General features: G+C 40.7%; 14 protein-coding genes and 1 pseudogene. All 15 read left to right on the top strand.

Annotated features, from left to right (window positions below):
- A pseudogene (locus HT699_RS01395) lies at window positions 1-192 on the top strand (phosphonate ABC transporter ATP-binding protein); the annotation flags it as partial.
- An 89-nt stretch (window positions 193-281) separates the two neighbouring features.
- On the top strand, window positions 282-2,042 hold the full coding sequence (gene dnaG / locus HT699_RS01390; protein ID WP_172934038.1) for a DNA primase: 1,761 nt from the start codon (window positions 282-284) through the stop codon (window positions 2,040-2,042).
- 2 nt (window positions 2,043-2,044) lie between these two features.
- Window positions 2,045-3,154 (top strand): RNA polymerase sigma factor RpoD, encoded by a 1,110-nt coding sequence (gene rpoD, locus HT699_RS01385; protein ID WP_000201907.1) that lies wholly within the window; start codon window positions 2,045-2,047, stop codon window positions 3,152-3,154.
- 14 nt (window positions 3,155-3,168) lie between these two features.
- Window positions 3,169-3,498 (top strand): metal-sulfur cluster assembly factor, encoded by a 330-nt coding sequence (locus HT699_RS01380; RefSeq protein ID WP_000331921.1) that lies wholly within the window; start codon window positions 3,169-3,171, stop codon window positions 3,496-3,498.
- Between the two features lie 114 nt (window positions 3,499-3,612).
- Window positions 3,613-4,656: an alpha-galactosylglucosyldiacylglycerol synthase gene (cpoA, locus tag HT699_RS01375; RefSeq protein ID WP_172934039.1), complete on the top strand. Its 1,044-nt coding sequence runs from the start codon at window positions 3,613-3,615 to the stop codon at window positions 4,654-4,656.
- Window positions 4,657-4,671: 15 nt separating this feature from the next.
- The gene (locus HT699_RS01370; protein ID WP_119947015.1) at window positions 4,672-5,997 is read left to right on the top strand and encodes a glycosyltransferase family 4 protein; all 1,326 of its coding nucleotides are present in this window, start codon (window positions 4,672-4,674) and stop codon (window positions 5,995-5,997) included.
- Between the two features lie 29 nt (window positions 5,998-6,026).
- Window positions 6,027-6,203, top strand: coding sequence for a PspC domain-containing protein (locus tag HT699_RS01365; protein WP_025171152.1), 177 nt, complete (start codon window positions 6,027-6,029; stop codon window positions 6,201-6,203).
- A gap of 58 nt (window positions 6,204-6,261) precedes the next feature.
- Window positions 6,262-6,396: a DUF4044 domain-containing protein gene (locus tag HT699_RS01360; protein WP_000863859.1), complete on the top strand. Its 135-nt coding sequence runs from the start codon at window positions 6,262-6,264 to the stop codon at window positions 6,394-6,396.
- A gap of 63 nt (window positions 6,397-6,459) precedes the next feature.
- Window positions 6,460-7,770, top strand: a complete 1,311-nt coding sequence (gene obgE / locus HT699_RS01355) for a GTPase ObgE (protein ID WP_119947016.1) — start codon at window positions 6,460-6,462, stop codon at window positions 7,768-7,770.
- A 9-nt stretch (window positions 7,771-7,779) separates the two neighbouring features.
- Complete coding sequence (locus HT699_RS01350) at window positions 7,780-7,938, top strand: hypothetical protein (protein WP_050314293.1); 159 nt, start codon at window positions 7,780-7,782, stop codon at window positions 7,936-7,938.
- 1,007 nt (window positions 7,939-8,945) lie between these two features.
- Window positions 8,946-10,205 (top strand): UDP-N-acetylglucosamine 1-carboxyvinyltransferase, encoded by a 1,260-nt coding sequence (locus tag HT699_RS01345; protein ID WP_001227095.1) that lies wholly within the window; start codon window positions 8,946-8,948, stop codon window positions 10,203-10,205.
- Between the two features lie 15 nt (window positions 10,206-10,220).
- A complete protein-coding gene (locus tag HT699_RS01340; protein WP_001028719.1) occupies window positions 10,221-10,772 on the top strand; it encodes a GNAT family N-acetyltransferase in 552 nt (183 codons plus the stop codon).
- On the top strand, window positions 10,765-12,042 hold the full coding sequence (spxR, locus tag HT699_RS01335; RefSeq protein WP_138707559.1) for a CBS-HotDog domain-containing transcription factor SpxR: 1,278 nt from the start codon (window positions 10,765-10,767) through the stop codon (window positions 12,040-12,042). Before HT699_RS01340 ends, spxR begins: the two co-directional genes overlap by 8 nt.
- Window positions 12,043-12,057: 15 nt before the next feature.
- Window positions 12,058-12,918 (top strand): methionyl aminopeptidase, encoded by an 861-nt coding sequence (locus HT699_RS01330; RefSeq protein WP_000631543.1) that lies wholly within the window; start codon window positions 12,058-12,060, stop codon window positions 12,916-12,918.
- Window positions 12,919-13,434: 516 nt separating this feature from the next.
- Window positions 13,435-15,726, top strand: a complete 2,292-nt coding sequence (pcrA, locus tag HT699_RS01325; protein ID WP_172934037.1) for a DNA helicase PcrA — start codon at window positions 13,435-13,437, stop codon at window positions 15,724-15,726.

Genomic DNA, 15,726 nt, shown 5'->3' with positions numbered 1-15,726 from the left:
CACAACTGTCAAAGTCCCGAATTTGTCAAGAAGGATCAATTGACAGCGCTTATGATTACCCATCATATGGAAGATGCTCTCAAATATGGCAATCGCTTAATTGTCATGAAAGAAGGACGAATTATCCAAGATTTGAACCAAGAAGAAAAAGCAAAAATGAAAATCTCTGATTATTATCAACTCTTTGAATAAAGTAGGGAAAATGAGTGAAATGGTTTACTTTTTTTCTGAAATAAAGTATACTATATAAAGTAAACTATGATAACATGGAGGTATTGTGTATGGTTGACAAACAAGTCATTGAAGAAATCAAAAACAATGCCAACATTGTGGAAGTCATAGGAGATGTGATTTCTTTACAAAAGGCAGGACGGAACTATCTAGGGCTCTGTCCTTTTCATGGTGAAAAAACACCTTCTTTCAACGTTGTAGAGGACAAGCAGTTTTACCACTGTTTTGGCTGTGGTCGCTCTGGTGATGTCTTTAAGTTCATCGAGGAGTACCAAGGGGTTCCCTTTATGGAGGCTGTCCAAATCTTAGGTCAGCGTGTTGGGATAGAGGTGGAAAAACCGCTTTATAGTGAGCAGAAGCCAGCCTCACCTCACCAAGCTCTTTATGATATGCACGAAGATGCTGCCAAATTTTATCATGCTATTCTCATGACAACGACCATGGGGGAAGAGGCTAGAAACTACCTTTATCAGCGTGGTTTGACAGATGAAGTGCTCAAGCATTTTCGGATTGGTTTGGCACCTCCAGAACGAAACTATCTCTATCAACGTTTGGCTGGTCAGTATCGTGATGAGGATTTTCTAGATTCAGGACTGTTTTACCTCTCAGATGCCAATCAATTTGTAGACACTTTTCACAATCGCATTATGTTTCCCCTGACAAATGACCAGGGAAAGGTCATTGCCTTCTCAGGTCGTATCTGGCAGAAAACGGATTCACAAACTTCTAAGTATAAAAATAGCCGATCGACTGCAATTTTTAACAAAAGTTACGAATTATATCATATGGATAGGGCTAAAAAATCTTCTGGTAAAGCCAGTGAGATTTATCTGATGGAAGGATTCATGGATGTTATCGCAGCTTATCGGGCTGGAATCGAAAATGCTGTGGCGTCCATGGGAACGGCCTTGAGTCGTGAGCATGTTGAGCATCTAAAAAGGTTAACCAAGAAGTTGGTTCTTGTTTACGATGGCGATAAGGCTGGGCAAGCTGCGACATTGAAAGCGCTGGACGAAATTGGTGAGATGCCTGTGCAAATCGTTAGTATGCCTGATAACTTGGATCCAGATGAGTATCTACAAAAAAATGGACCAGAAGACTTGGCCTATCTATTAACAAAAACTCGTATTAGTCCGATTGAGTTTTACATTCACCAGTACAAACCTGAAAACAGTGAAAATCTGCAGGCTCAGATTGAGTTTATTGAAAAAATAGCTCCCTTGATTGTTCAAGAAAAGTCCATCACTGCTCAAAACATCTATATTCATATTTTAGCAGACAGTCTGGCGTCCTTTGATTATGCCCAGATTGAGCAGATTGTTAATGAGAGTCGTCAGGCGCAAAGGCAGAATCGCATGGAAGGAATTTCCAGACCGACGCCAATCACCATGCCTGTCACCAAGCAGTTATCCGCTATTATGAGGGCAGAAGCCCATCTACTTTATCGGATGATGGAATCCCCTCTTGTTTTGAACGATTACCGCTTGCGAGAAGACTTTGCATTTGATACACCTGAATTTCAGATCTTATATGACTTGCTTGGTCAGTATGGTAATCTTCCTCCAGAAGTTCTAGCAGAGCAGACAGAGGAAGTTGAAAGAGCTTGGTACCAAGTCTTAGCTCAGGATTTGCCTGCTGAGATGTCGCCGCAGGAACTTAGTGAAGTAGAGATGACTCGAAACAAGGCTCTCTTGAATCAGGACAATATGAGAATCAAAAAGAAGGTGCAGGAAGCTAGCCATGTAGGAGATACAGATACAGCCCTAGAAGAATTGGAACGTTTAATTTCCCAAAAGAGAAGAATGGAGTAATAATGGCAACAAAACAAAAAGAAGTAACAACATTTGACGTACAAGTAGCAGAATTTATCCGTAATCATAAGCAAAAAGGGACAGCAACAGATGATGAAATCAATGCTAGTCTTGTCGTTCCTTTTACCTTGGACGCTGATGGGATTGAAGATCTCTTGCAACGGATTCAAGATGCAGGAATTTCTATCACAGATAACGAAGGAAATCCAAGTGCGCGTGTTCTTAGCACTGAAGAAGAGCCAGAACTCAGCGATGAGGACTTGATTGGTTCAACTTCGGCTAAGGTCAATGACCCTGTTCGTATGTACTTGAAAGAAATCGGGGTCGTTCCTCTTTTGACCAATGAAGAGGAAAAAGAATTGGCACTAGCAGTTGAAGCTGGTGATATCGAAGCTAAACAACGTCTTGCGGAAGCCAACCTTCGTTTGGTTGTTTCCATTGCTAAACGCTATGTCGGCCGTGGTATGCAGTTTCTTGACTTGATTCAAGAAGGGAACATGGGCTTGATGAAGGCGGTTGACAAGTTTGACTATTCTAAAGGGTTCAAGTTCTCAACTTACGCAACTTGGTGGATTCGTCAGGCTATCACTCGTGCTATTGCGGACCAAGCTCGTACCATCCGTATCCCAGTCCACATGGTTGAAACCATCAATAAATTGGTTCGTGAACAGCGTAATCTTCTTCAAGAATTGGGACAAGATCCAACACCTGAGCAAATCGCTGAACGTATGGATATGACACCTGATAAGGTTCGTGAAATCTTGAAGATTGCTCAAGAACCGGTATCCCTTGAAACTCCTATCGGTGAAGAGGATGATAGCCACCTTGGGGACTTTATCGAAGATGAAGTGATTGAAAATCCAGTGGATTATACGACTCGTATCGTCTTGCGTGAGCAGTTGGATGAAGTCTTGGATACTCTTACAGACCGTGAAGAAAACGTTTTGCGTCTACGTTTTGGATTAGATGATGGAAAAATGCGTACCCTTGAAGATGTGGGTAAAGTATTTAACGTAACCCGTGAGCGTATCCGTCAGATTGAAGCAAAGGCTTTGAGAAAACTACGCCAACCAAGTCGTAGTAAACCGCTTCGTGATTTTATTGAAGACTAAGAGTGAGGATGAATATGGCTTATACAGAAGAGCAAATTGATAACATCAAAACACGCATTTTAACAGCCTTGGAAGAAGTCATCGACCCTGAGTTGGGAATCGATATTGTCAACCTTGGTTTGATTTATGAGATTCGTTTTGACGGCGACACTGGGCAAACAGAGATTGATATGACTTTGACAACCATGGGTTGTCCCCTGGCAGATCTTTTGACAGACCAGATTTATGATGCCATGACAGAGGTACCAGAAGTAACGGATACTGAAGTTAAATTAGTCTGGTATCCAGCCTGGACTGTTGAAAAAATGAGTCGCTATGCACGCATTGCCCTAGGCATTAAGTAAACATATAATAGCATGTGAGAGATTATTGGAAAAGCGAGGAAATTTCCCTTCTTTTCCTCTAGTCTCTCCTTTCTTTTGCTGATTTTATTCAAAGAAAATGATATAATGGTAGTTATGGAAAAAAAGAAATTACGCATCAATATGTTGAGTTCAAGTGAGAAAGTAGCAGGACAAGGAGTTTCAGGTGCTTACCGTGAATTAGTTCGTCTTCTTCACCGTGATGCCAAGGACCAATTGATTGTTACAGAAAATCTTCCAATCGAGGCAGATGTGACTCACTTTCATACAATTGATTTCCCTTATTATTTATCAACATTCCAAAAGAAACGCTCAGGAAGGAAAATTGGCTATGTGCATTTCTTACCTGATACACTTGAGGGGAGTTTAAAAATTCCATTTTTCTTAAAGGGAATTGTTAAACGCTATGTATTTTCTTTTTACAATCGGATGGAGCACTTGGTTGTGGTCAATCCGATGTTTATTGAGGATTTGGTGGCAGCGGGTATTCCACGTGAAAAAGTGACTTATATTCCTAACTTTGTAAACAAGGAAAAATGGCATCCTCTACCACAAGAAGAGGTAGTGAGACTGCGAACAGAGCTAGGTCTTAGTGAAAATCAGTTTATCGTAGTAGGTGCTGGTCAAGTTCAAAAACGTAAAGGGATTGATGACTTTATCCGTCTGGCTGAGGAACTGCCTCAGATTACCTTTATATGGGCCGGTGGTTTCTCTTTTGGTGGTATGACAGATGGTTATGAACGCTATAAGAAAATCATGGAGAATCCCCCTAAAAATTTGATGTTTCCAGGTATCGTGTCACCAGAGCGGATGCGCGAATTGTATGCCCTAGCGAATCTTTTCTTGTTGCCCAGTTACAATGAACTTTTCCCCATGACTATTTTAGAGGCTGCCAGTTGCGAATCTCCTATTATGTTGCGTGATTTAGATCTCTATAAGGTGATTTTGGAGGGAAATTATCGGGCGACAGCAGATAGAGAAGAGATGAAAGAGGCTATTTTAGAATATCAAGCAAATCCTGTTGCCTTAAAAGATCTCAAAGAAAAAGCTAAGAATATTTCTAGAGAGTATTCTGAAGAGCATCTGTTGCAAATTTGGTTGGACTTTTATGAGAAACAAGCCGCTTTAGGGAGAAAATAAAAAGTGAGGTAATCTATGCGAATTGGTTTATTTACAGATACCTATTTTCCTCAGGTTTCTGGTGTTGCGACCAGTATTCGAACCTTGAAAACAGAACTTGAAAAGCAGGGACATGCTGTTTTTATCTTTACGACGACAGATAAGGATGTCAATCGCTACGAAGATTGGCAAATCATCCGCATTCCAAGTGTTCCCTTTTTTGCTTTTAAGGATCGCCGCTTTGCCTATCGAGGATTCAGCAAAGCACTGGGAATTGCTAAACAGTATCAGCTGGATATCATCCATACTCAGACAGAATTTTCTCTTGGCTTGTTGGGGATTTGGATTGCGCGTGAACTGAAGATTCCCGTCATCCATACCTATCACACCCAGTATGAAGACTATGTGCATTATATTGCCAAGGGTTTGCTGATTCGTCCTAGTATGGTCAAGTATCTGGTCAGAGGTTTCCTGCATGATGTGGATGGGGTGATTTGCCCGAGTGAGATTGTCCGTGATTTACTATCTGACTATAAGGTTAAGGTTGAAAAACGTGTCATTCCAACTGGGATTGAATTAGCCAAGTTTGAGCGTCCGGAAATCAAGCAGGAAAATTTGAAAGAACTGCGTAGTAAACTAGGGATTCAAGATGATGAAAAGATGTTGCTTAGTCTTTCCAGAATTTCCTATGAAAAAAATATTCAAGCAGTATTAGCAGCCTTTGCAGAAGTTCTGAAAGAAGAAGACAAGGTTAAACTGGTGGTAGCTGGGGACGGTCCTTATCTGGATGACCTCAAAGAGCAAGCCCAGAAACTAGAGATTCAAGACTCTGTTGTCTTTACAGGGATGATTGCTCCAAGTGAGACGGCTCTTTATTATAAGGCGGCAGATTTCTTCATCTCGGCATCGACAAGTGAAACCCAAGGCTTGACCTACTTGGAAAGTTTGGCCAGTGGAACACCTGTCATTGCTCACGGAAATCCTTATCTGGACAATCTTATCAGTGATAAAATGTTTGGAATCTTGTATTACGGTGAACATGATTTGGCTGGAGCTATTTTGGAAGCCCTGATTGCAACGCCAGATATGGATGAGCATACCTTATCAGAGAAATTATATGAGATTTCAGCTGAGAATTTTGGAAAACGGGTGCATGAGTTTTATCTTGATGCTATTATTTCAAATAATTTCCAGAAAGATTTAGCCAAAGATGATACGGTCAGCCAGCGTATCTTTAAGACAGTTTTGTATTTACCGCAACAGGTGGTTGCTGTACCCGTAAAAGGCTCTAGACGCATGCTGAGGGCTTCAAAAACACAGTTAATCAGCATCAGAGATTATTGGAAAGACAGTGAAGAATAGAAAGAGGAACAGCTATGAAAAAACAATTAATGAGAAGTGGGCGTGATAAAAAGATTGCGGGTGTTTGTGCTGGGGTAGCCCATTATTTTGATATGGATCCTACTATTGTTCGCGTAATATGGGGTGTTCTTGCTTTTGGTTATGGAGCGGGAATTGTAGCTTATATCATTTTATGGATTATCGCACCTGTAGCAACTGACTATTGAAAACTAGCTAAATTCATGCTAAGATAATAGAAAATAGAATGTAACGAAGGAGAAAAAAATGGCATTTGGAGATAATGGAAATCGTAAAAAAACTATGTTTGAGAAAATAACCTTGTTTATCGTGATTATCATGTTAGTAGCAAGTTTATTGGGAATTTTTGCAACTGCAATTGGTGCCCTCAGTAATCTATAAAATAGATTCAAGAAAATTTAGTGACTGGGATTTCCCAGCCCTTTTTTAAAGTGAGAAGAAAAAATGAGTATGTTTTTAGATACAGCTAAGATTAAGGTCAAGGCTGGTAATGGTGGTGATGGCATGGTTGCCTTTCGCCGTGAAAAATATGTCCCTAATGGCGGTCCTTGGGGTGGTGACGGTGGTCGTGGAGGTAATGTAGTCTTCGTTGTAGATGAAGGTCTACGTACCCTCATGGATTTCCGCTACAATCGTCATTTCAAGGCTGATTCTGGTGAAAAAGGAATGACCAAAGGGATGCATGGTCGTGGAGCTGAGGACCTTAGAGTTCGAGTGCCACAAGGTACGACTGTGCGTGATGCTGAGACAGGCAAGGTCTTGACAGATTTGATTGAACACGGTCAAGAATTTATTGTAGCCCATGGTGGTCGTGGTGGACGTGGAAATATTCGTTTCGCGACACCAAAGAATCCTGCACCGGAAATCTCTGAAAATGGAGAACCAGGTCAGGAACGTGAGTTACAATTGGAACTAAAAATCTTGGCTGATGTTGGTTTAGTTGGATTCCCATCTGTTGGGAAATCAACACTTTTAAGTGTTATTACCTCAGCTAAACCTAAAATTGGTGCCTACCACTTTACCACTATTGTGCCAAATTTAGGTATGGTTCGTACCCAATCAGGTGAATCCTTTGCAGTAGCCGATCTGCCAGGTTTGATTGAAGGCGCTAGTCAAGGTGTTGGTTTGGGAACTCAGTTCCTCCGTCACATCGAGCGTACATGTGTCATCCTCCATATCATTGATATGTCAGCTAGCGAAGGCCGTGATCCATATGAGGATTACCTAGCTATCAATAAAGAGCTGGAGTCTTACAATCTTCGCCTCATGGAGCGTCCACAGATTATTGTAGCTAATAAGATGGACATGCCTGAGAGTCAGGAAAATCTTGAAGACTTTAAGAAAAAATTGGCTGAAAATTATGATGAATTTGAAGAGTTACCAGCTATCTTCCCAATTTCTGGATTGACCAAGCAAGGTCTGGCAACACTTTTAGATGCTACAGCTGAATTGTTAGACAAGACACCAGAATTCTTGCTCTACGACGAGTCCGATATGGAAGAAGAAGCTTACTATGGATTTGACGAAGAAGAAAAAGCCTTTGAAATTAGTCGTGATGACGATGCGACATGGGTACTTTCTGGTGAAAAACTGATGAAACTCTTTAATATGACCAACTTTGATCGTGACGAATCAGTCATGAAATTTGCCCGCCAACTTCGTGGTATGGGAGTTGATGAAGCCCTTCGTGCGCGTGGTGCTAAGGATGGGGATTTAGTCCGCATTGGTAAATTTGAGTTTGAATTTGTAGACTAGGAGATTGATATGGGAGATAAACCGATATCTTTCCGAGATGCGGATGGCAACTTTGTTTCCGCTGCAGACGTTTGGAATGAAAAGAAATTGGAAGAACTGTTTAATCGTCTCAATCCAAATCGTGCCTTGAGGTTGGCACGAACTAAAAAAGACAATTCATCTCAGTAAAGAAGATAAAAAAATCCCGTGTCTGATCAGACACGGGATTTTGTGGTACGACGGGCATGTATAGCAAACTGAATCTGGAATAGCACAGCATATCTTCTAAAATATTGTTATCAATTGATTTGAATTTCAAAATTAAATTGTTTGATTCTTATTTCAATTTGTTATAGTATATCTGATGTCAAAGTTCTCGGCGAGTCAAATAGCGATTCCCAAGCCTGACTATCGTGAGGTAGCGGATTAAAATGGTCTGGGGATAGACCGTTTTAAGTCTGACGCTGGAAATAAGAATTGTCAGAAGAAGGGATAGAGAAATCGTGGCTCTACGAACAGGAACGTGATAATAAGGCGTATATAGCGGATAAGAGGGCCTCAAACTCTAAAGTCCAAAAAGGTAGTCGTAACCTATATGCGTAAATCACGAGAGTAATTGAATTCGTACTAAGATTTTCTATTTTCACTGTAACCTTTTAACGTCCTTATATCTTGTATACACGAGGAAAGATGTACGACTTATCCCGTGAGGTCTATCACTATAAAGAGAAAACGACAGATAGAAGTGATCCTGAGTCACGGTTATCTTTAAAATAGATTGTCTGATAGGACGGTATGTATAAAACGCTTCTGTGAACTGAGAGAAGGGGAGAAGTTCTTGCTAAAATTTAGTTGAACAGCCGTATTCCGATACTTAGATAAGGGAGCTAGTCTTAGCCCCTACTCAGTTTTAGGGGATAAAAAAGGGGCAATAGCGATTCGAGAAAGATTATACTCAAAATCTCTTCAAACCACGTCAGCGTCGCCTTGCCGTATATATATGTTACTGACTTCNNTTGAGCAGCCTGCGGCTAGCTTCCTAATCTGCTCTTTGGTTTTCATTGAGTATCAGTGACTAACTCATCAACTCTGATTTATCCAATAAAATTGAAAAGGATGGAAAAAAGGTTGCATTTATGATATAATTTATTTTAAAGACCTTATTAGAAATCTTGAGAGAGTATTGAAAACTTAGAATGAGAAAAATTGTTATCAATGGTGGATTACCACTACAAGGTGAAATCACTATTAGTGGTGCTAAAAATAGTGTTGTGGCCTTAATTCCGGCTATTATCTTGGCTGATGATGTGGTGACTTTGGATTGCGTTCCAGATATTTCGGATGTAGCCAGTCTTGTCGAAATTATGGAATTGATGGGAGCTACTGTTAAGCGTTATGACGATGTCTTGGAGATTGATCCAAGAGGTGTTCAAAATATTCCAATGCCTTATGGGAAAATCAATAGTCTTCGTGCATCTTATTATTTTTATGGAAGTCTTTTAGGTCGCTTTGGTGAAGCCACAGTTGGCTTGCCTGGAGGATGTGACCTTGGTCCTCGTCCGATTGACCTACACCTTAAGGCTTTTGAAGCTATGGGTGCCACTGTTAGCTACGAGGGAGATAACATGAAGTTATCTGCTAAAGATACAGGACTTCATGGTACAAGTATTTACATGGATACGATTAGTGTAGGAGCAACGATTAATACGATGATTGCTGCGGTTAAAGCAAATGGTCGTACTATTATTGAAAATGCAGCCCGTGAACCTGAAATTATTGATGTAGCTACCCTCTTGAATAATATGGGTGCCCATATCCGTGGGGCAGGAACCAATATCATCATTATTGATGGTGTCGAAAGATTACATGGGACACGTCATCAGGTGATTCCAGACCGCATTGAAGCTGGAACATATATTTCCTTAGCTGCTGCAGTTGGTAAAGGAATTCGTATCAATAATGTTCTTTACGAACACCTAGAAGGATTTATTGCTAAGTTGGAAGAAATGGGAGTGAGAATGACTGTATCTGAAGACAGCATTTTTGTCGAGGAACAGTCTAATTTGAAAGCAATCAATATTAAGACGGCTCCTTACCCAAGCTTTGCAACTGATTTGCAACAACCGATTACCCCACTTTTACTAAGAGCGAATGGTCGTGGTACAATTGTCGATACGATTTACGAAAAACGTGTAAATCATGTTTTTGAACTAGTAAAGATGGATGCGAACATTTCGACAACAAATGGTCATATTTTGTACACGGGTGGACGTAGTTTACGTGGAGCCAGTGTTAAAGCAACTGACCTGAGAGCAGGTGCAGCTTTAGTTATTGCTGGTTTGATGGCCGAGGGACAAACTGAAATTATCAATGTCGAGTTTATCTTACGTGGTTATTCTGATATTATCGAAAAATTACGTAATCTAGGAGCGGATATTAGACTTGTTGAGTATTAAACCGTAGAGGTGTTTATGAATATTTGGACCAAATTAGCAATGTTTTCTTTTTTTGAAACGGATCGCTTGTATTTGCGTCCTTTCTTTTTTAGTGATAATCAGGACTTCCACGAGGTAGCTTCAAATCCAGAAAATCTTCAATTTATTTTCCCAACGCAGGCAAGTCTGGAAGAAAGTCAGTATGCACTTGCCAATTACTTTATGAAGTCCCCTTTGGGAGTGTGGGCAATTTGTGACCAGAAAAATCAACAAATGATTGGTTCTATTAAATTTGAGAAGTTAGATGAAATCAAAAAAGAAGCTGAGCTTGGCTATTTTTTGAGAAAAGATGCTTGGTCGCAAGGATTTATGACAGAGGTTGTTAGAAAAATTTGTCAGCTTTCTTTTGAAGAATTTGATTTAAAACAATTATCTATTATTACCCATCTCGAAAATGAAGCAAGTCAACGGGTTGCCCTTAAGTCTGGATTTCGATTGATTCGTCAGTTTAAAGGAAGTGATCGTTACACAAGAAAAATGCGGGATTATCTTGAATTTCGGTATGTAAAAGGAGAGTTCAATGAGTAAGCATCAGGAAATTCTAAGCTATTTGGAGGAATTACCAGTAGGTAAAAGAGTCAGTGTTCGTAGTATTTCCAATCATCTAGGAGTTAGTGATGGAACAGCCTATCGGGCTATTAAAGAAGCTGAAAACCGTGGAATTGTGGAGACCCGTCCTAGAAGTGGAACAATTCGTGTTAAATCCCAGAAAGTTGCTATAGAGAGATTAGCGTTTGCTGAAATTGCAGAGGTGACTTCTTCTGAGGTTCTGGCTGGGAAAGAAGGTTTAGAGAGAGAATTTAGTAAGTTCTCTATCGGTGCCATGACTGAACAAAACATCCTATCCTACCTTCATGATGGGGGACTCTTGATTGTCGGAGACCGGACCCGTATCCAATTACTAGCGCTGGAAAATGAAAATGCCGTTTTGGTTACAGGTGGTTTTCATGTTCATGATGATGTGCTTAAATTGGCAAATCAAAAAGGGATTCCTGTTCTAAGAAGCAAGCATGACACTTTCACTGTTGCGACTATGATCAATAAAGCCTTGTCAAATGTCCAAATCAAGACTGATATTTTGACAGTTGAGAAGCTTTATCGTCCAAGTCATGAGTATGGTTTTCTGAGAGAGACAGACACCGTTAAAGATTATTTGTACTTGGTACGCAAGAATCGTAGCAGTCGTTTTCCTGTTATCAATCAACATCAGGTTGTTGTTGGCATTGTAACCATGAGAGATGCTGGTGATAAGTCACCAAGTACCACAATTGACAAGGTCATGTCTCGTAGTTTATTTTTAGTTGGATTATCGACAAATATTGCCAATGTGAGTCAACGAATGATAGCAGAAGACTTTGAAATGGTACCGGTTGTCCGAAGCAATCAAACTTTACTTGGCGTTGTAACTAGACGAGATGTCATGGAGAAGATGAGTCGTTCTCAAGTTTCTGCTCTACCAACTTTTTCTGAGCAGATTGGTCAAAAACTCGCTTATCACCATGATGAAGTCGTCATTACAGTGGAACCCTTTATGCTTGAGAAAAACGGTGTTTTGGCTAATGGTGTATTAGCGGAGATACTGACTCACATGACCCAAGATTTAGTTGTGAATAGTGGTCGCAATCTCATTATCGAGCAGATGCTCATCTACTTTTTGCAGGCTGTTCAGATAGATGATACACTGCGCATTCAAGCACGCATTATCCACCATACTAGACGGTCAGCTATAATTGATTACGATATTTATCATGGTCACCAGATTGTTTCAAAAGCAAATGTGACTGTTAAAATTAATTAGAAACTAGGAGAAAAGATGATAACATTAAAATCAGCTCGTGAAATCGAAGCTATGGACAAGGCTGGTGATTTTCTAGCAAGTATTCATATAGGCTTACGTGATTTGATTAAGCCAGGCGTAGATATGTGGGAAGTTGAAGAATATGTCCGCCGTCGTTGTAAAGAAGAAAATTTCCTTCCACTTCAGATTGGGGTTGACGGTGCCATGATGGACTATCCTTATGCTACCTGTTGCTCTCTTAACGATGAAGTGGCTCACGCTTTCCCTCGTCATTATATCTTGAAAGATGGTGATTTGCTCAAAGTTGATATGGTTTTGGGAGGTCCCATTGCTAAATCTGACCTAAATGTCTCAAAATTAAACTTCAACAATGTTGAACAAATGAAAAAATACACTCAGAGCTATTCTGGTGGTTTAGCAGACTCATGTTGGGCTTATGCTGTTGGTACACCGTCCGAAGAAGTCAAAAACTTGATGGATGTAACCAAAGAAGCTATGTACAAGGGTATTGAGCAAGCTGTTGTTGGAAATCGTATCGGTGATATCGGTGCGGCTATTCAAGAATACGCTGAAAGTCGTGGTTACGGTGTAGTGCGTGATTTGGTTGGTCATGGTGTTGGCCCAACTATGCACGAAGAACCAATGGTTCCTAACTATGGTATTGCAGGTCGTGGACTCCGTCTTCGTGAAGGAATGGTCTTAACCATTGAACCAATGATCAATACAGGCGATTGGGAAATTGATACAGATATGAAAACTGGTTGGGCGCATAAGACCATTGACGGTGGATTGTCATGTCAGTATGAACACCAATTTGTCATTACGAAAGATGGACCTGTTATCTTGACTAGCCAAGGTGAAGAAGGAACTTATTAATAAAAAGTGAAAAGACTACTGGAAGTTTATTTTGATAAAAAATCCAGTAGATCTTTTCATAATAAAACGCATTGTATCAAGTGTTAGGGGCTGATATCATGCGTTTTTCTGACTTTAAGATTTTTTTCAACTCTGTTTGTAACCACATCATAACAGAGGGTCTAGGATTCAGGGCTCTCCTCCTATATACTATTAGTAAAGCAAAACTAGGGGAGAATATTTTAGTGTCGTAATCTATTGTTCCTGTAGAGGTTTTACGATATCGTTGTTTTGGTTTTAAAAAGAGAAATGGAATTCTGTTTAACGTTCGTATTGCCAATCTTAAATTTACCTTTTTTATATTGATGTATTGAGCTAGTTCATGAAAAAATTAAGTGAAAAAGTCGAGTGTTTTAGAAACCTACAGTGTAGTATTCTAGTTTCAATCCGCTATATTTTGCTACTCCCCGTAAAGTTTCTATTTTCCCTGATTTCTGATATAATAGAAATATTGACTTCAAGAGTAAGGAAGAGAAGATGAACGCATTATTAAATGGAATGAATGACCGTCAGGCTGAGGCGGTGCAAACGACAGAAGGTCCCTTGCTAATCATGGCAGGGGCTGGTTCTGGAAAGACTCGTGTTTTGACCCACCGTATCGCTTATTTGATTGATGAAAAGCTGGTCAATCCTTGGAATATCTTGGCCATTACCTTTACCAACAAGGCTGCGCGTGAGATGAAAGAGCGTGCTTATAGCCTCAATCCAGCGACTCAGGACTGTCTGATTGCGACCTTCCACTCCATGTGTGTGCGTATTCTGCGTCGCGATGCGGACCATATTGGTTACAATCGCAATTTTACTATTGTAGATCCAGGGGAGCAGCGAACTCTCATGAAACGCATTCTCAAGCAGTTGAACTTGGATCCTAAAAAATGGAATGAACGAACTATTTTGGGAACCATTTCCAATGCTAAGAATGATCTGATTGATGATGTAGCTTATGCTGCCCAAGCTGGCGATATGTATACGCAAATCGTGTCCCAGTGTTATACAGCTTATCAGAAAGAACTGCGTCAGTCGGAGTCGGTTGACTTTGATGATTTGATTATGCTGACCCTGCGTCTCTTTGATCAAAATCCTGATGTCTTGACCTACTATCAGCAGAAGTTTCAGTACATCCATGTTGATGAGTACCAAGATACCAACCACGCTCAGTATCAATTGGTCAAACTCTTGGCTTCACGCTTTAAAAATATCTGTGTGGTTGGGGATGCGGATCAGTCCATCTACGGTTGGCGTGGTGCTGATATGCAGAATATTTTGGATTTCGAGAAAGATTATCCCCAAGCCAAGGTTGTTTTGTTAGAAGAAAATTATCGCTCTACGAAGACTATTCTTCAAGCGGCCAACGAGGTCATTAAAAACAACAAAAACCGCCGTCCTAAGAATCTCTGGACCCAAAATGCTGATGGGGAACAAATCGTTTACTATCGTGCCAATGATGAACTAGATGAGGCTGTATTTGTAGCCAAAACCATCGATGAACTTGGTCGGAGTCAAAACTTCCTTCACAAGGATTTTGCAGTTCTCTATCGGACTAATGCGCAGTCCCGTACTATTGAGGAAGCCTTGCTTAAGTCCAATATTCCTTATACCATGGTTGGTGGAACCAAGTTCTACAGCCGTAAGGAAATCCGCGATATTATCGCTTACCTTAACCTCATTGCCAATTTGAGTGACAATATCAGTTTTGAGCGCATTATCAACGAACCGAAACGAGGAATTGGGCCAGGAACGGTTGAGAAAATTCGTGACTTTGCGAATGTGCAAAACATGTCTATGCTGGATTCTTCTGCTAATATCATGTTGTCTGGTATCAAGGGGAAAGCAGCCCAATCTATCTGGGATTTTGCCAATATGATTCTGGATTTGCGGGAGCAACTGGACCAGTTAAGCATTACTGAGTTGGTTGAGGCCGTCCTAGAAAAAACAGGTTACGTCGATATTCTAAATGCTCAAGCGACTTTAGAAAGCAAGGCTCGGGTTGAAAATATTGAAGAGTTCCTTTCTGTGACGAAAAACTTTGATGACATCTCTGATGGGCCAGAAGAAGAAACTGGTTTGGATAAACTAAGTCGTTTCTTAAATGACTTGGCCTTGATTGCGGACACAGATTCAGGTAGTCAGGAGACATCAGAAGTGACCTTGATGACCCTGCATGCTGCCAAAGGTCTCGAGTTTCCAGTTGTCTTTTTGATTGGGATGGAAGAAAATGTCTTTCCACTTAGTCGTGCGGCTGAAGATCCAGATGAATTAGAAGAAGAGCGCCGTCTAGCCTATGTAGGTATCACGCGTGCAGAGAAAATCCTCTATCTAACAAATGCCAACTCGCGCCTGCTTTTTGGTCGTACCAACTACAACCGTCCCACTCGTTTTATTAACGAAATCAGCTCGGACTTACTTGAGTATCAAGGTCTGGCTCGTCCAGCAAATACAAGCTTTAAGGCATCTTATAGCAGTGGTGGCCTTGCCTTCGGTCAAGGTATGAGTCTTGCCCAGGCTCTTCAAGACCGTAAACGCAGTGCTGCCCCAAAATCTATCCAGTCAAGCGGTCTCCCATTTGGTCAATTTACAGCTGGAGCAAAATCAGCTTCTAGTGAGGCAATTTGGTCTATTGGTGATATTGCCCTCCACAAGAAGTGGGGGGAGGGAACCGTTCTGGAAGTTTCAGGTAGCGGTGCTACGCAGGAATTGAAAATCAATTTCCCAGAAGTAGGTTTGAAAAAACTTTTAGCCAGTGTGGCTCCAATTGAGAAAAAAATCTAA

Source organism: Streptococcus sp. 1055 (assembly GCF_013276815.1).
In the GTDB taxonomy this organism is placed as follows: domain Bacteria; phylum Bacillota; class Bacilli; order Lactobacillales; family Streptococcaceae; genus Streptococcus; species Streptococcus pseudopneumoniae.
This window is presented reverse-complemented; position numbering and strand designations above follow the sequence as displayed.